Below are 17,920 nucleotides of genomic sequence, written 5' to 3'. Positions count from 1 at the left end.
GCCCCCCGCGAGGGGAGCCTAAATTACTGTAATGCGAAATCTGGAGACGCATCGTGCATCTAAGTCCTAACGATTCAAATCAATACCGCTACATTACCTTGAGCAATGAACTGCGTGTACTGCTGATTCATTCCGATTCAGCTCAACAGTCGGCAGCTGCTCTGGCAGTGAACGTTGGACACTTCGACGACCCAAACGATCGCCAAGGTCTGGCACACTATTTAGAACACATGCTTTTTTTGGGTACGGAAAAATACCCTAAAGTGGGCGAGTTTCAAAGCTATATTAGCCAACACGGTGGAACAAACAACGCTTGGACTGGTACAGAGCAAACTTGTTTCTTTTTCAATATTGCTCCAAATGCCTTTGAAAGTGCCTTAGATCGGTTTAGCCAATTCTTTACCGCACCTTTGTTTAACGAAGAAGCATTAGACAAAGAGCGACAGGCTGTCGACTCCGAATACAAGCTCAAACTTAATGATGATTCTCGTCGCCTGTATCAAGTTAACAAAGAAGTCATCAATCCAGAGCACCCGTTTTCAAAATTCTCTGTCGGAAACTTAGATACTCTTGGCGACCGAGATGGTAAATCCATCCGCGACGAAATTGTGGAGTTTCACCACTCTCAGTATTCCGCCGATTTGATGACACTGACTCTATTTGGGCCACAGTCGCTCGATGAACAGCAAGCTTGGGTAGAAACCATGTTTGCCGACATCCCAAATCACCACCTTCGTGGAAAATCGATTGATGTACCGATAGGTACTGAGGAAAGCACGGGCATTTTGGTTCAAGTCGAGCCGCTCAAAGAGTTCCGTAAACTGATTCTCACATTCCCCATGCCGGGAATGGATGCGCATTATAGCGTGAAGCCACTCTCCTACTTTGCTCACCTGTTGGGTTATGAAGGAGAAGGCAGTTTGATGCTTCAACTCAAAGAAAAAGGCTGGATTACTTCTCTCTCAGCGGGCGGCGGCGCGAGTGGCAGTAACTACCGAGACTTTACCGTAAGCTGCACCCTGACGCCAAACGGCTTAGATCATGTTGATGATATCGTTCAAGCAGTTTTTCAATACCTCTCGATGATCAAACAAGACGGGTTAGATGAATGGCGCTATCTCGAAAAACAAGCGGTATTAGAATCGGCTTTTCGCTTCCAAGAGCCATCGCGCCCAATGGATCTCGTCAGCCATCTGGTGATCAACATGCAGCACTATCAACCGGAAGACACGGTTTATGGTGACTACAAAATGACGGGCTACGATGAGGAGTTACAGCGTTCATTGCTGCGATACTTAACCATCGATAATGTACGCGTCACTTTGATTGCTAAAGGCCTGGAATACAACCGTACTGCCGAATGGTACTTTACCCCGTACTCCGTCACACCTTTTAGTGAAGACCAACGTCGTTTCTATCAACAAATCGACCCAAGCTGGCAATTCGTCTTACCGGAAAAGAACCCTTATATTTGCTACGACCTCGACCCCATGCCACTCGAAAATGGTGACTCGCTGCCAGAGTTGATTGAGGATCTCGAAGGGTTTCGGCTGTGGCATTTGCAAGATGACGAATTTCGCGTGCCTAAAGGTGTCGTTTATGTCGCTATCGACAGCTCTCATGCCGTTGCATCACCAAAGAACATCGTCAAAACGCGCTTATGTGTAGAGATGTTCCTCGATTCGCTAGCAAAAGAAACCTATCAAGCAGAAATCGCAGGGATGGGTTACAACATGTACGCTCACCAAGGTGGCGTGACCTTAACCCTCTCTGGGTTCAGTCAAAAGCTGCCTCAGTTGCTGGAAATGATTCTGCACCGTTTTGCTTCTCGAGATTTCAGCCCTGCTCGCTTTGAAACCATCAAACAACAACTGTTACGAAACTGGAGAAATGCTTCACAAGATCGCCCTATTTCGCAGCTGTTTAACGCACTTACTGGGTTACTTCAACCCAATAACCCGCCTTTCGCAACCTTAGTCGAAGCGCTAGAAGAAATCGAAGTCGATGAACTCTCGGTATTCGTAGAATCCATTCTTGCAGAACTGCACGTTGAAATGTTTGTTTACGGAGACTGGCAACGCCAGCAAGCCCATGACATGGCTACGACCTTGAAGGATGCTCTAAGAGTTAACGAGCAACGTTATGAAGAGGCACTTCGTCCGCTCATTATGCTAGGTAAAAATGGCAGTTTTCAACGTGAGGTGCATTGTAACCAGCAAGATTCCGCGGTCGTTATTTACCACCAGTGCGAGGATATTGAGCCTCGTAGTATCGCGCTATACTCATTGGCCAATCACCTTATGTCGGCAACGTTTTTCCATGAAATCCGTACCAAGCAGCAATTAGGTTACATGGTAGGCACTGGCAATATGCCGCTAAATCGTCACCCTGGTATTGTACTGTATGTGCAGTCACCTAATGCAGCACCGGCCGAGCTGGTTACCTCAATCGATGAGTTTTTAAATGCCTTTTATATGGTGCTGTTAGAGTTAAACGATTACCAATGGCACAGCAGTAAGCGCGGCTTGTGGAACCAAATAGCAACGCCGGACACCACACTTCGAGGACGGGCTCAACGTCTTTGGGTTGCGATAGGAAATAAGGACACTGAGTTTAACCAACGTGACAAGGTACTGGCGGAGTTGAAGAAGCTGACGCGCGCAGACATGATTCGCTTCGTTGTGAACGAATTGAAACCTCGTACTGCAAATCGTTTGATCATGCACTCTCAAGGTCAAGCGCATTCGGAGGCTCCGCGCATCCATCTAGGACAAGAAATTGGATCAATTGAAGAGTTCCAACTTCGGCCAAAAGATTGCGGCTTGGGGTGATCTAGTTGCGCAGAAATAAAATTGTCGAATACTAAGTATGTACCTAGAGCCCAGTGAGATTGTCGGTCTCATAGATTGAATCGGCACCATAATTAGCAGAAAATTGAAATTACGCCATTACGGCTTATGCTCTAATTCCCCGCACTAAAAATAACTTAATGAGGTAGTCATGAAAAAAGCACTTTTACTTGTGGCTCTTATACTGCCATTGGCATCTGCTCACGCTGAAATCTCAGTCAAAGGCGATGGCTTCGAATTAAGTGACGACTGTGTGCGCCTTAGCGGAGACAATGTATCCATCAAATCAGATGATTGCTCTTCAAAGCAGTGGAATGATAAAGACAAAAAAGGTAACAGCAGCGTTCACGGGGACGACAACCCAGGTAAAGGCCACAATAAAGATAAGAAAGACAAGAAGAAGTAACCATTTCTTCTTTATGAAAAAGGCTTGCCACTGGCAAGCCTTTTTCTCTACCGAAGCAACGTTTAATAGAACGTTGTCCCTTCACCAGCTCGAGTAAGCAAACCATCACATGGCGCGTAACGATCGCCATACTTCGATGCAAACTCATTCATTTTCTCTACGAGCTCTTTAATGCCAAATTGGTCCATGTAACGGAACGGACCACCCAAGAACGGTGGGAAACCAATACCAAATATCGCGCCAATATCACCGTCACGTGGCGAGCGAATGATGCCATCATCCAAACAACGTACCGCTTCATTCAACATTGGCAGCACACAGCGCAACGCAATATCGTTATCGCTTAGCTTAGATTCAGGGTCGAGCTTAAGCAGTTTGTAAACCGATTTGTCGACATCTTTCTTCTTGCCCTTGTAAGTGTAAAACCCCTTACCACTCTTGCGTCCTTTACGTCCATCATTTAACAAGATATCAAACACATCCGGCCCTTTGAATCGGTCACCTAACTCGTTAACCAGAATCGGCATAATTTTCGCGCCAATGTCGACACCAACTTCATCCAACAAGGTAATCGGGCCAACAGGGAAACCAAAATCAAGCAACGCCGTATCAATCTTTTCGATCGGTTCGTTAGCCAGCAGAATATGCGCCGCTTCGTTCATGTATGGCGCAAGAATGCGGTTCACGTAAAAGCCCGCTTTGTCTTTCACTACGATCGGGGTTTTACCTTGCTTTTTAGCAAGTGCAACGACTGTTGAAATGGTTTCATCTGACGTCGTTTCATGCGGAATCACTTCCACCAACGGCATTTTTTCTACCGGGCTGAAGTAATGCAAACCCACTACGTTTTCTGGACGCTCCGCTTTTTCTGCAATTTTGTGGATAGGCAACGAAGAAGTATTGGTCGCAAAGATAGTTTCTGTCTTAGCGTTTGCTTCAATGTCCGCCACCATTTTTTGCTTAAGATCTAAGTCTTCAAAAACGGCTTCAATTACGACATCAATATGATTAAAACTGGTAAAATCGACACCACCAGACAGTTGCAGCATTTTCGCTTGCAGATCGGCCTTGGATAGAATGCGACGTTTGCGCTGTTTCTCAAATAACTTGTAGTTGTAGTTGAGCGCATTTAAAACGCCATCGTTGCTAACGTCTTTGATGCGAACAGGTACTTTTGCTTTTGCAACAGACACATGGCTGATTCCGGCGCCCATCAGACCACCACCAAGCACACCAACTTTATGAACTGGTGCTGGTTTCGCATCCGTGCCATTCTCTTTCTTCATTTCTGTTGTGGCAAAGAAGATCGAACGGAGCGCTTTTGACTCTGAGCTCATTACAAGCTCACCGAAGCGCTTCGCTTCAAGTTCTTGGCCTTTAGCGAAGCCTTTCTCTAAGCCATGTTGAATAACTTCTAGAATTGCAACCGTTGCTGGATAGTTACCACGGGTTTTTTGATTCGTTTTCTTCGCAGCTTGCTCAAATACAAACTTGCGCCCTAGCCCGCTACCAGACATCACCTTTTCTTTCGTCGATAGCTTTTTCGTACCCTTGTTTTTACCTTTGTCGATAAACTGTTTTGCTACGTCGAGCAAAATGGTGTCAGGCACACAGGCGTCCACAACGCCCAGTTTTTTAGCTTTCTTCGCACGAAGTTGTTTACCCGTCAGGATCAAGTCCAACGATGGTAACAGGCCAATCAAACGTGGCAGACGCTGAGTACCACCAGAACCTGGCAATAAACCAAGTTGTACTTCTGGCAGACCTAAACGCGTTTTGTCAGAATCCGTACAAACACGATAATCACATGCAAGAGCCAGTTCTAAACCACCGCCCAAACATGGGCCATGAATAGCCGCAACGACAGGATACGGTAAGTCCGATAGCTGCTGGAACAACTCCTGACCCTGCCTTGCTAAGGCTTCCGCTTCACTTGCTGTGGTGCATGCTTCTAGCATTCTAACATCTGCGCCCGCAACAAAATTGTCCGGTTTTAGGGAGTGGATGATCATCCCTTTAATACCACTGGAGTCTTTTAGCTGAGCAAAAATTTCTTTCATTTCGTCAGCAAAAGCCGCCTGCAGCGTATTCATTTTTTCATTAGGAACATCGATGGCTAACCAAGCAATATTTTGCTCATCAACCTTTAGACTAAATGCTTTTTGCTCGCTCATTACTCAACCTCCAGAATCATTGCCGCACCAAGACCACCAGCAGCACATGCGGTATTCAATGCAATACCACCGCCACGGCGTTTTAGCTCTCGTAGGGTTTGCGTCATCATACGCGCACCAGTCGCAGCAAATGGGTGACCATAAGCAATTGATCCGCCAAGCACGTTGAACTTATCCATGTCAATTTCACCAATCGCTTTTGAGCGACCAAGGTTTTCTTGAGCAAACTTATCGGAAGCAAACATCTTCACATTCGCCAATGCTTGAGCAGCAAAGGCCTCGTGCATGTCGATCAACGTCAGGTCTGACAGTTCCAAGCCTGTATTTTCAAGCACTTTCGCTGTGGCATAAGTCGGCCCCATCAGCATGTCCTTTTCCACGCCGATAGCAGAGAATGCATAACCTCGGATGTAACCAAGGATCTCCATTCCGAGCTCTTTCGCTTTACCTTCTCGCATCAACATCACTGCCGCACCACCATCAGTCAATGGCGTACTGTTCGCTGCCGTAACACTGCCATACTGACGATCAAACGCAGGTCGCAATTTCGCGTATCCCTCAACCGTTGAGTCATGACGGATATTGTTGTCTTCCGAAATCCATTTTTTGTATGGTTCAGGGAAAGCCGTCATCACTTCATCTTGGATTTTTCCTTCTTTCCAAGCCTGAGAAGCCAGCGTATGAGAACGATGTGCAAGCGCATCCTGTTCTGCGCGAGAAATACCATGTGTTTTAGCCATTTGCTCTGCAGTTTGTCCCATGGATAAACCCGTAGAGTACTCTGCTACTGCTGGTGGCACTGGCATCAGGTCTTTAAAGCTCAAGTTTTTGAGGATACTAAGCTTCTGACCCATTGTTTTTGTCTTACTAAGAGCAAGCAGATTAGCGGCCAATTTCTTTGATACGCCAATAGGCAGGACGGAAGAAGAGTCTGCACCGCCAGCAATACCAATATCGATGGTTCCCGCCATGATGCTTTCTGCGACATTAACCGCCGCTTGAAAACTCGTTGCACACGCTCGAGTCACACTGTAAGCATCAGTATGGATGTTCATACCGGTGCCTAACACGATTTCTCGTGCGATGTTTGGCGCTTCAGGCATTTGTACTACTTGTCCAAATACCACTTGTTCGATTAGCTTCGGATCAATATCTGTTCGAGCAAGCATTTCGCTTACTACCATTTTCCCTAAATCGACCGCTGGCACTTGGCTAAATTCCGTGCTTTGACGAGCAAAGGGAGTTCGAAGCCCCGCGACAATAGCGACACGCTCACCATTGCGTGTTTTTACTTCCTGCTTGCCCATTGTTTCTCCTTAAATACAAGAGGTCTGACCTGATGCATTGTAATGAATTTGTTAAATTTATCAAACGTGCGTTTAAATAAACGTGAAGCAAGTAGTTCAATTACTCTACTTCTTTGATTCTTATGCGATTACTAATGGTTAACTATAGAGAGTTAAAACGGTAAGAGGTATACGGAAAGTAAAATCGAAGCAAAAAAAAACCACACATAACTGTGTGGTCGGAATATCTATAAAACAATTAACTTACGCCAATTGAAAAGTAATCAGTTTCCTGATTAGGAGAAAGTAAAGTCAGCCTTCAAAAGGAAGTGTCATCTTGCTCAACATGTTAGTCGCAATGACTAACGAGATGACAAGGTGTACTATAACCCCTTCACTGCTTGATATTTTGAAATAGATCAATTTTATAGTGATTTTACGAGTTTTAAGCTCACCTAGAGCGATTATTGATTCAAAACAATTCAAGAATCCACCATCAGAAGTCCCTTTTAATGCTCCATCGAGTGAACTTATCCAAGCCATTGATTACTAATGATGATATTGTTAACAATATATATCAATTCGTGTTCGATGATATCTGACATTTGCGTATACACTTTTAGGTAACCACATGGCTTATTGTGTCAAAGGGGTTGCATGACAAATCCTGCAACCAAAACCGCTAAGCGATGAAGCAAGTAAAGTCATGCTCAGAACAAATAAGAAACTCACAGAGCGAGGATGGAGGCTCCTGTGGCCATATTAAAAATGTTTGGAAAGAAAAATTCCAACAGTCCGGTCAACTCTGATATGGACAAGCAAAGAAAATACGAAGCGCTCGTCCGAGGGTATCATCGTGACTTGTACCGCTACGCATATTGGTTGTGCAAAGATAAAGCGGTCGCGGAAGATCTAGTTCAGGAAACCTGTCTTAGAGCTTGGAAGTCACTCGATAGCCTCCAAGACGAAAAAGCTGCCAAGTCTTGGCTCATCACAATATTGAGACGAGAAAATGCGCGCCGCTTCGAACGTAAACAATTTGATTTAGTTGATATCGATGATTACGGCAATGATGCTAAAGTCAGCGATGACTCACATCATCAGCAAGAATGGCTGCAGGCACAGATCATGAAGCTCGATGTTGAATATCGTGAGCCTTTATTTCTCCAAGTTGTCGGTGGTTTCAGTGGAGAAGAAATTGGCGACATTCTTGATTTAAATAAAAACACAGTGATGACTCGACTATTTCGCGCTCGTAATCAACTTAAAGAGATGTTGGATTCTCAAGATACTAAGAGAGGACAAAAGAATGGATGATTTAGAATTTCGTCGTCGTATTTTGTCGGATCCAAAACAAAAGGATGAAGAGATTCTGCAAGCTTTAGCTGGTAGCGACGCCAACAATAAGTTTGTTGATGACGTTTTGGATCTCGATGTAAAAATTAAACAAGCCATGAATGTGGATGTACCCGAAGATCTCGCAGATAAGATTTTATTTAGCCAGACGTCGAGTGCACTTGATGAAGAGAAGGTCGTAAGACCAAACTTTGTCCGCAAAGCAATGGCACTTGCCGCTTCTATTGCGTTCACCGCAGGATTATTAGTTGGCCAAGTAAACTGGGGAAATGTTTTGGTGTCTCCAGCACAAGCCAGTTTAGCGGATACCGCGATGAAACACGTTATTCATGAAGAACCGTTTGTTCGTCATCTTGATGAGGATGTACCGAGCTCGCAAATTAATGCGAAAATGTCGCCATTTCATTACCAGTTTAGTGAAAACTTTCCATATCACGTTTACTACCTAAACCACTGCGGTTTTGGCGAATCCAATGCGGTGCATATGGTGTTCCAAGGTCCAAAAGGTAAAGTAACGTTATTTATTACTGGTATTCCAAGCGAACAAAGTACCGACTTTAGTAAGGATGGCATGACCGGAATCGTTCAGCCCGTCGGGAGTTCAAGCCTGATTTTAGTCGGGGAAGAAGGTGAAAATATTGATGCGATCGCTACGACTCTTGCATCAATGATTAAGCCAATGTAACAACTTCGACGATTTCCAGCCTTCAAAAGGTTAAATGCCGCTAAATGATCTTATTTAGCGGCATTTTTGTATAAATAGAACACAAAACATTCACCACCCCTATCGCATTTAGAGCTTAAACTCTAAATTATGCATTTTAAGTGCAATTTCCCGTCTTTTAGACATCATTTCTGCAATTTTTATTCAATTTTATCCAATGGTCGGATTTGTCCAAGCAACTATTGATACTACTATCTGCGCCACTGAGCAAAAGCTCAATTTATCGTCCAAAGAGACGAATCTAATAAGGAAAAACAAATGACTCAGAACACGCGTCTGTTTAAAAAGACTCTCCTAGCAGTAACGGTAGCTTTTGCCTCAGGTCAATCGATGGCAGCGGGTTTCCAAATCAACGCTCAATCAGCAACTGGCATCGGCCGTGCATTTGCTGGTGATGCAGTAATCGCAGATAATGCAGCAGTAATGGCTCGTAACCCAGCAGCAATGGCTCTGTTTGATAAAATGGAACTGTCGCTAGGTTTCGAAAGCATTACTTCAATGATTGAAGTGAAAGATGCGAAATATAACGTTAATACTCCTTTGGGCTCCAGTACTGTAAATGTTGCTGACACTGATGATGTGGGTGATACGTCAATAGCTCCAAACATTCACCTAATCGTTCCAGTAAATGACAAGTTTGCATGGGGCGTAAACGCATACTCTAATTTCGGCACTAAAACTGAATTTTCAGATAACTACACCGCAACCGAGTACGGTGGTCTTACGGATGTAAAAAGCTTCAACTTTGGATTGGCGGGTTCTTACCGTTTAAACGAACAATGGAGCTTTGGTGCTGGTTTAGATTTAATCTACGGCCAAGGCACAATGAAGCGTACAACTAGCTCTTCAGTCCCAGGGGTTGGCGGTCAAAAAATTCTGGACGTAGATAAAGCTGATGGTTGGGCTGTTGGTTTTAACGTTGGTACTGTGTACGAACTAGATGAAAACAACCGTTTTGGTCTAGCGTATCGTTACAGCCCTGAATTTACGGCGAAAGACGACAAAGGTCAGGAAATCACGCTACCTCTACCAGATATGGCCGAATTTTCTGGTTTCCACAAAATCCAAGACACTAAGTTTGCTGTACACTACAGCATCCAATACATCGGTTGGAAAGATTTCGACCAAATTGATTTTGAGAACCTAAATCAGGGTTTACTTAAAGGTGGTTACTCGAAAGACTATCAATGGCAAGATGGCTGGCACTACGCAATTGGTGGTACTTACTACCTAAACAACAACTGGACACTTCGTGCTGGTTACATGTACGACACAAGCGCTCAAGATAAAGTAACGTCTATCTCGGTACCAGACTCAGATCGCCAGTGGTTCTCCACAGGTTTCTCTTACCATATTGATAATAGCTCAAACATCGATTTTGGCTTCACGTACTTGTTAGGTGAAGATGTAAAAGTTAATGAGAATACTCAATTAGCTCCTGGTCTTTCTACCGGTGTAACAGCAACAACTCATGCTGATGCAATTCTATTCGGCTTACAATACAGCCGTAGCTTCTAAACACTTCGCTGTTAGTTAGTAGAAAAATACTTTATATAAAAGGCTGGATTTCCAGCCTTTTTTCATATCTGCGATTTATTGCCCACTCAATTTGAGTGAACACGTGTATCTAAATCTCACAATTAGGACGCACAGCTGTTCGCTGAATACCATTTACAAGCCTTTCACAGTTAGATAATTAAACCACCCAATCAACACTTGAGAGCATAATATTCCAAATGACTACTTATGCTGGATTTTCATTTCTAAAGTAAAAACTCTACCTTTAAACTTTTGTCCCACGTTATAAACAAATCAGCGAACATTCGAATGAAAACCAACAAGACTCTTCTATCAACAGCAGTGGCATTAAGCCTACTTGGCACAACGGGCATGGCTAACGCAGCAGGTTTCCAACTTGCTGAATATTCTGCAACAGGCCTAGGTCGAGCATATGCTGGTGAAGCTGCAATGGCTGACAACGCAAGTGCACAATGGCGTAACCCAGCAATGCTAACTTATTTGGAAGGCACTCAAGTGTCCGTTGGTGCAATCTATGTGAACCCAAATATTGATATTGAAGGTGATGTAAACTTCCACGGTAGCACTTCTTCTGCATCTTCAGATGACTTCGCACATGATGCAATCATTCCAAACTTCTACCTATCACACCAATATAATGAGAAATTCGCGATTGGTTTGGCATTTGGCACCAACTACGGCATGGAAACCGATTTAGGTAAAGGCTTTGGTGCCTCGCACTTCGGTAACGAAGCAAGCGTAACGACAATGGAAGCGAACTTGAACGCAGCTTACAAAGTCAATGAATCAATCAGCGTTGGTGGTGGTATCCGTTACATCATCGGCGAAGGCAGCTTTGGCGCAGCAGCTCCTAAGAATAACGTTGTAGGGTTAAATCCTGAAACTAATCAACCAATCAGTGTTCCTCAAGGTACCGCTCTAAAATACATGGAAGGTGACGATACCGCTTGGGGCTGGCAAGTTGGTACAGCATGGCAGATCAATGAAAACAACCGTATCGGCTTCGCGTACAAATCTGAAGTTGAACTGAAGCTTGAAGGCCATGCTGAAGGTCTTGGTTTTGGCTTCGGCACTTCTGAACGCGACAACGGCTACATGTATCTAAACCTGCCTGCAACGGCTGAGTTGGCAAGCTTCCACCAAGTAACAGACCAACTTGCATTACACGCAAGCGTTAACTGGACGGATTGGAGCTCTTTCGAGAAATTGGAAGCACGTCTAGATACTGCTGGCACGCATATGGTTAAAGTAGAAAACTGGGAAGACAACTATCGCTTTGCTGTTGGTGCTACTTACCAGCTTGATCCTAAGCTAGCGCTACGCACTGGTATTGCATACGATACTTCAGCGGTAAGCGACAAAAACCGTACGATCACTATTCCAGAAACTGACCGCACTTGGCTAAGTATTGGCGCAACGTACGATTGGACGAAAGACTTCAGCCTAGACGCTGGCTTCACCTATATTTTTGCGAAAGACGCACCAATCGTTGAGTCTCGTGGTTACAAGTCAGACGACACTGCAGAACAAGTCGGTGGCCAATTCGTAGGCGAAACTACGGGTAATGTTTGGCTAATCGGTGTTCAAGCAAACTACCGTTTCTAACCAAGCTGCAAAATACAAAAAAGGCTTAGCATCAGCTAAGCCTTTTTTCATTTCTCTATTGTGAAGAACAACGCTTAAAAGTCTTCTAGATATTCATCTAAATACTCTTCTTCTTCGATGTTAACTTCTTCTACCGTTTCAACTTCTGCTTTAAAGTTTTGACGCTGGATATAAACATCGCGAGTTAGAATATATGGATCCGGCGACGAGTCTAGCTGCGCTTCTTGCGGTACTAATAAAGCACGCTTCTCCATTCCTTCAAACGCCCACTTACCCAAACTCGCCCAGAAGTTGAGATAAGAGAGGGGTAAATACGTACTATCTACGGTATCTGTCACTTCACGTAAGGTATACGGACCATAACCTGGAACCATGAAGTAAGGACCATTTCCAACACCATAGTGGCCTACTACATCACTGAACGCTTTCTCGTCGTACTTCGTAATACCCGCGGCACTTGCAATATCGAATAAACCGAAAATACCGAACGTCGAGTTAATCCAAAAACGGTTAAAGTGGTCCACGGCTTTCGTACCATTACCCATGATTAAGTTATTAACCATGCTTGCTGGCTCATCTAAGTTCGATAAGAAGTTAGCAATACCAGAACGAATAGGAACTGGCGTGTATTCTACATACGCAAGTGATACAGGACGAACCAAATACGGATCTAAATATTCGTAGTTGAGTTCCCACATGGTTCGGTTAAAGCCTTCCAACGGGTCATACACATCAGAAGTCGTTTGATTTGTTTCTTGTCCTGTTACTGCTTCATCAGGTGCACTTGAACAGCCAACCAGTCCAACGGCTAACAGCAACAAGAAGGTAGATTTACCCTTGTTATACATTTTATTTTCCATAACGACTATTAATGTACCTAAGTCACCCCGATTAACCATTGTACGTATGTTGAGCAGGATACATAGTAAAGATGACTCAGATATGGGAATAAATAAAGGCCAGCAATCGCTGGCCTTCGGTATTCTACTCGATCGTTTAGAGTCATACCACTAAAGGCAACTGACTCTACCTCGTTGTCATGTTTCAGAGACAGATGTTAACAATTAATACTGCTGATCAATGGTCACTTCTACTGGTGCGCCAAATTCAACGACGTCACTTTCTCCGTGCCAATCTTGATCACGCGTTGCTACGTTACCGTCAGAATCTACACGCACACGGACGATTAGCTTATCGAGTGAAGATAACTTTTGCCCTTGCATCATGGCATTGCCATCATCTAATACGACTGTGCGAGGGAAAGTACCTAGCGGATAACGAGCAGCAGCCACAGGCATTGGAGAGCCATCTGAACGATGTACTGACACAATCAGAACTGCGTTTGGATCCAACTGAGCATTTGGTGCCACATTAATTGTCACAGCTACACTCTTATCCGGTAAAACCGCTTCGCCCATTTGCTTACGAGCACTCTCAATACTGCGTGACAACATCTCGTAGCGACTATCTTCTGGACCAATCATTTGCTGCATGATTCCCCAGTACTTGATGGCTGCCGGGAAGTCTTGACGCTCAAACGCATCGAACGCTAACAAAGAAAACACACGCAGATCGACATAGTCTTGCTGCATCAGCTTGCCGAGTAATGAGCGAGCCGTCGCTTGATCCATTTCCTCTTGAGACAGCATCAGAGCTTGTGCATAACCCAACATCACATCAGGATCTTTTGGCTCTAGGCGGTACGATTTTTCCATCGCATCGATAGCTGTGGTGACATCACGATTTGCTAACGCAATACGACCTAGCAGTAACCAACCTGTCGAGTCTTCCGGCTGGTAATGTAAGCGAGTTCGAAGGGCAAGGGTCAAATCCGCCATTTCATCGTCACTCAGCGGCTCAGAAGAAGCCGACATCAGCTTTTTCGATAACTCAGGTAGATTTGCAGACACTTCTTGCCATTGAACAATATCGTCTGACGCGCCAAATTTATAATACAAACCATAGCTCAGCACCACCGTCAGAATTACCGATGGAACTAAAACCGCGATTGGAGAAACCTTAGTTTCTTTTTGCGCTTTATCACCAGGGATATCGTCAAGCAGTGATTGCTTTAGATCAGAAATCAGTTCGTCTTCACTTTCAACTAGACCTTCGTCAGTTTCTTCTGCAAGCTCAGATAGTCGGTCTTTATAAAATGCCTTGTTAAGCTCATCGCGTAACACATCATCATTGTTCGCTTTTTGTTTAAGCAGCGGCAAAGCCACCAGCGCACAAGCAATAAGCGTGAGAACAACGGTGGAAATCCAAAATAGTGTCATTACTTCTTATCTCCGTTGTTCTCTTCTTCAAGCAATGCTTTTAAACGAGCTTCTTTTTGCTCATCCCATTGCTCGTCACTGCTCGCTTTTGCCTTAACTTTAGATTTACGGCTACGCAGCACAATCAAACCAAAACCACCCAGTACTACAGCGAGTGGCCCTAGCCACAAAATCGCAGTCGCGACCGTAAATGGTGGGTTGTAAGTCACGAAGTTACCGTAACGGGCGATCATGTAATCAACAATCTCATCTTTGGACTTACCTTCTTTGGTCATTTCGTACACCTTATGGCGTAAGTCCTGAGCAAGTTCAGCGTTAGAATCCGAGATCGTGTTGTTCTGACATTTAGGGCAACGGAGCGTATGGCTTAACTCTTTGAACTGCTGTTCTTGTTCCAAATTATCAAACTCGTACACTTCAATGGCCGCATGAGCAGCAAGAGATAATGTCATCGCAGCAAAAACGGCAAGAATTAGCTTTCTCATTGCTTCGCCTCCTCAACCAATTTGTTGTAAAGCGGCTCCAGTGTTTCTGACCAATTACGTGGGTTTACATCCCCTACATGGCGATAGCGAATCACACCATTTGCATCAATAATGAATGTTTCTGGAGCACCATAAACGCCAAGGTCAAGGCCAAGCATACCACTGCCATCAAATAGGCTGATCAAGTACGGGTTGCCGAGATCATTCAGCCAACCTATTGCTTTATTACGATCATCTTTGTAATTCATACCGATGATCTTAACGCCCTTACCCGCCAATTCGTTTAGGTATTTATGCTCTGCATAACACGTTGGGCACCACGTTGCCCAAACGTTCAAGAGCAACGGTTCACCTTTAAAAATTGATTGGTCGTACTGTTTTCCAGGCTCAGCCAGGTCTTCTAAATGAAACTCAGGAACTGGCTTGCCAACCAAAACCGACTCCAATTTAGTTGGATCATCGCCCTCTTGGTTACGCATTAATTGGGTTGCGAAAATGCCCGCTAGAATCATGAAAGCGACAAGCGGAATAAATAAGATTTTCTTATTCATGTTATGCCTCCTGCTCTTTTGACTTCGCATTTTTCTTCGGCGATTTACGGAAGCGGTAGCGTTTATCAGAAATCGCTAGTGCGCCGCCTAATGCCATAATCAAAGAGCCAGCCCAAATCCAACGAACGAACGGTTTATAGTAAATACGAACAGCCCAAGATCGGTTGTCGTCTAAACGTTCACCCATTGCAATGTATAAGTCGCGGCTAATACCACGGTCAATGGCTGCTTCAGTCATCATAGACTTAGCCGTACGGTAGAAGCGCTTCTCTGCGTGAAGCGTATTCACGTATTTGCCATTGTGTGTGATCTCAAAGTCTGCGATGTAGCCATCGTAGTTTGGACCATCTTTATCACGCAAGCCTGAGAAGTAGAAATCATAGCCTTGAATTTGGAAGTGTTCGCCAGGTGCTAAACGTACATCACGCTCGATGCTGTAGTTCTGTACCATCGCAATACCGATAACAGATACCGCCAGACCAACATGACCCAACATCATTGCCCAGTGGCTACGTTGCAGCTTGCGAACACCTTCACTAAAGCTATGACGGTGCGTTGCGCGCTCGTACAGTTCAAAGCCATGCATCGCAATAATCCAAATCGCCATCACCCAACCAATGTAAGCCATGGTTGAGAAGAAATCGGCAAACAGGTACACGCATAGCGCGGCCAAGGCGAAAGCAAGCACACCTGAAACGAGCATTGGCTTCACAAGTTTAGATAAATTGTCTCGCTTCCAACGAATAAGAGGGCCAATACCAAGCAGGAAAGCAAATGGCATCATTAACCACGCAAATAGCATATCAAAGAATGGCGCACCGATAGAGACCGACCCCAAACCAAGCTGCTTGTGTACGAGCGGCAACAGTGTCCCCACTAACACCACAACAAGAGCGGCGATAAGTAATACGTTGTTGGCTAAGAGCGCATTTTCACGTGAGACTAAGTCGAAGTTACCTCGTACACGCACTGCTGCCCCTTTTACGGCAAACAGCAATAAAGAGCCACCGATAACGAAAACGAGGAAGCCTAGAATAAACATACCGCGCGACGGGTCAGACGCGAACGCGTGCACCGATACTAAAATACCGGAACGGACTAAGAAGGTGCCCAACAAACTCAACGAAAATGCAGAGATTGCCAATAGTACCGTCCACGCTTTAAATGTGCCGCGTTTTTCTGTCACGGCAAGAGAGTGCATTAATGCGGTACCCGCTAACCAAGGCATGAATGATGCGTTTTCTACTGGGTCCCAGAACCACCAGCCACCCCAGCCAAGTTCGTAGTAAGCCCACCAAGAACCTAGTGCGATACCAAGTGTTAAAAATACCCATGCAGCGGTTGTCCAAGGACGAGACCAACGAGCCCAAGCCGTGTCAAGGCGTCCAGTCATTAGGGATGCGATCGCAAAAGAGAACGCAACCGAGAAACCAACATAGCCCATGTAAAGCATTGGCGGGTGAACAATTAAACCAGGGTCTTGAAGCAGAGGGTTCAAGTCACGTCCGTCAACCGGGAAGAACGGTAACGTACGTAGGAATGGATTTGACGTTAGGATGATAAACAGTAGGAAACCCACTGAGATCATGCCCATAACAGCAAGTACACGTGCAACCGACTCTTGCGGCATACCACGACTAAACGTCGCTACAGCGACAGTCCAAGCAGCTTGGATTAACACCCATAGCAACAGTGAACCTTCGTGTGCACCCCATACTGCGGTTAAACGGTAGTACCAAGGAAGCTGACTATTCGAGTTGCTCGCTACATACTGTAACGTGAAGTCGTTAGTATAAAATCCCCAACATAAAATGGCGAAAGAGAACAACAGCATCAGGAACATAGACCAAGATAGCGGTCGCGCTGTGTTCATGAGCATGGTGTTATTATTCGATGCTCCCCACAATGGCAATACGCTCAACAGCACTGCCATTGCAAGCGAAAGAATGAGAGCAAAGTGACCGATTTCAGCAATCATTGGCCGCTTCCTTGTTTCTGTTCGGTGCTGTATTGAAGCGGTTCATGCGTTTTCTTCATCGCTTCTGCAATTTCTGGTGGCATGTATTCTTCATCGTGCTTCGCTAGGACCTCAAATGCCTCAACTGTCGTGGCATCTTTCAGTACACCTTGAGCAACAATACCCTGCCCTTCACGGAACAAGTCAGGAAGAATACCGTCATAGGTAATCGTCACTTTCGGACCGACATCGTGCAGGTCAAAACTCACTTTCAAAGAATTAGGATCTCGACGAACTGAGCCCACAACCACCATTCCACCGATACGCAGACGCTGGCCTACTTCTGGCTTGGTGCCATCTGGCTTACCATTAACCAATTCCGTTGGAGTGTAGAAAAGGTCCATATTTTGGTTAAGCGCATAAAGTATCAAACCAATGGTGGCACTAATACCGATAAAGATCGCTAGTACAATACCTAGCCTCTTTTTACGTCTCGGGTTCATAAGGTGTTCTCCATGTTCTTCGCTGCGTCGATACGAGCTTGACGGTCAATTTTTGCTTTCACTTCTTTCAATAATGCATCACCGCGGCGAAGGCTAGTGATCAGAAGAATCAGCATGGATAAGAAAGTAATACCAAACGCACTCCATACGTATGATGCGTAGCCACCCATGGCAAAAAAGTCGCTCAGAGATTCAAAATGCATAAT

General features: G+C 44.9%; 15 protein-coding genes. 6 read left to right on the top strand and 9 right to left on the bottom strand.

The genetic code is table 11. From position 1 onward, the window contains the following. The first annotated feature begins 53 nt into the window (after positions 1–53). Both R7Q46_RS18315 and R7Q46_RS18310 read left to right on the top strand, forming a co-directional pair. On the top strand, positions 54–2,831 hold the full coding sequence (locus R7Q46_RS18315) for an insulinase family protein (RefSeq protein ID WP_318077678.1): 2,778 nt from the start codon (positions 54–56) through the stop codon (positions 2,829–2,831). Between the two features lie 169 nt (positions 2,832–3,000). After that, on the top strand, positions 3,001–3,255 hold the full coding sequence (locus R7Q46_RS18310; RefSeq protein WP_005384444.1) for a hypothetical protein: 255 nt from the start codon (positions 3,001–3,003) through the stop codon (positions 3,253–3,255). 62 nt (positions 3,256–3,317) lie between these two features. Here R7Q46_RS18310 and fadJ read toward each other — a convergent pair whose 3' ends face one another. Further along, positions 3,318–5,429 (bottom strand): fatty acid oxidation complex subunit alpha FadJ, encoded by a 2,112-nt coding sequence (gene fadJ / locus R7Q46_RS18305; protein ID WP_062730490.1) that lies wholly within the window; start codon positions 5,427–5,429, stop codon positions 3,318–3,320. After that, the gene (gene fadI, locus R7Q46_RS18300) at positions 5,429–6,736 is read right to left on the bottom strand and encodes an acetyl-CoA C-acyltransferase FadI (protein WP_005384447.1); all 1,308 of its coding nucleotides are present in this window, start codon (positions 6,734–6,736) and stop codon (positions 5,429–5,431) included. The genes fadJ and fadI overlap by 1 nt, the downstream gene beginning before the upstream one ends. Before the next feature lie 720 nt (positions 6,737–7,456). Between fadI and R7Q46_RS18295 the strand changes: the two genes are divergently transcribed. The 4 genes from R7Q46_RS18295 (at position 7,457) to R7Q46_RS18280 (ending at position 11,939) form a co-directional block, all read left to right on the top strand. After that, positions 7,457–8,032 carry a sigma-70 family RNA polymerase sigma factor gene (locus R7Q46_RS18295; protein ID WP_005380528.1) on the top strand — a complete coding sequence of 192 codons (576 nt, stop codon included), beginning with the start codon at positions 7,457–7,459 and terminating at the stop codon, positions 8,030–8,032. Beyond that, positions 8,025–8,756: a DUF3379 domain-containing protein gene (locus R7Q46_RS18290; protein WP_017635939.1), complete on the top strand. Its 732-nt coding sequence runs from the start codon at positions 8,025–8,027 to the stop codon at positions 8,754–8,756. The genes R7Q46_RS18295 and R7Q46_RS18290 overlap by 8 nt, the downstream gene beginning before the upstream one ends. A gap of 297 nt (positions 8,757–9,053) precedes the next feature. Further along, positions 9,054–10,313, top strand: a complete 1,260-nt coding sequence (locus R7Q46_RS18285; RefSeq protein WP_064354222.1) for an outer membrane protein transport protein — start codon at positions 9,054–9,056, stop codon at positions 10,311–10,313. 309 nt (positions 10,314–10,622) lie between these two features. Continuing rightward, positions 10,623–11,939 carry an outer membrane protein transport protein gene (locus R7Q46_RS18280; protein WP_047104363.1) on the top strand — a complete coding sequence of 439 codons (1,317 nt, stop codon included), beginning with the start codon at positions 10,623–10,625 and terminating at the stop codon, positions 11,937–11,939. A gap of 74 nt (positions 11,940–12,013) precedes the next feature. Here the strand turns inward: R7Q46_RS18280 and R7Q46_RS18275 are convergent, their stop codons facing one another. The 7 genes from R7Q46_RS18275 to ccmD form a co-directional block, all read right to left on the bottom strand. Further along, positions 12,014–12,787: a VacJ family lipoprotein gene (locus tag R7Q46_RS18275; protein ID WP_170893577.1), complete on the bottom strand. Its 774-nt coding sequence runs from the start codon at positions 12,785–12,787 to the stop codon at positions 12,014–12,016. 216 nt (positions 12,788–13,003) lie between these two features. Further along, on the bottom strand, positions 13,004–14,218 hold the full coding sequence (ccmI, locus tag R7Q46_RS18270) for a c-type cytochrome biogenesis protein CcmI (RefSeq protein ID WP_064354223.1): 1,215 nt from the start codon (positions 14,216–14,218) through the stop codon (positions 13,004–13,006). Then, positions 14,218–14,703: a cytochrome c-type biogenesis protein gene (locus tag R7Q46_RS18265; protein WP_005380519.1), complete on the bottom strand. Its 486-nt coding sequence runs from the start codon at positions 14,701–14,703 to the stop codon at positions 14,218–14,220. The genes ccmI and R7Q46_RS18265 overlap by 1 nt, the downstream gene beginning before the upstream one ends. Next, positions 14,700–15,254, bottom strand: coding sequence for a DsbE family thiol:disulfide interchange protein (locus R7Q46_RS18260; RefSeq protein WP_005380518.1), 555 nt, complete (start codon positions 15,252–15,254; stop codon positions 14,700–14,702). Before R7Q46_RS18260 ends, R7Q46_RS18265 begins: the two co-directional genes overlap by 4 nt. A 1-nt stretch (position 15,255) precedes the next feature. Then, positions 15,256–17,232 (bottom strand): heme lyase CcmF/NrfE family subunit, encoded by a 1,977-nt coding sequence (locus tag R7Q46_RS18255; protein WP_064354224.1) that lies wholly within the window; start codon positions 17,230–17,232, stop codon positions 15,256–15,258. Next, the gene (gene ccmE / locus R7Q46_RS18250; protein WP_005380516.1) at positions 17,229–17,714 is read right to left on the bottom strand and encodes a cytochrome c maturation protein CcmE; all 486 of its coding nucleotides are present in this window, start codon (positions 17,712–17,714) and stop codon (positions 17,229–17,231) included. Before ccmE ends, R7Q46_RS18255 begins: the two co-directional genes overlap by 4 nt. After that, positions 17,711–17,917: a heme exporter protein CcmD gene (gene ccmD / locus R7Q46_RS18245; protein ID WP_005380515.1), complete on the bottom strand. Its 207-nt coding sequence runs from the start codon at positions 17,915–17,917 to the stop codon at positions 17,711–17,713. Before ccmD ends, ccmE begins: the two co-directional genes overlap by 4 nt. Positions 17,918–17,920: the final 3 nt, after the last annotated feature.

The organism is Vibrio sp. 811, assembly GCF_033339195.1.
Note: the sequence above shows the minus strand (reverse complement) of the source record. Positions and strands in the feature narration are given on the sequence as shown.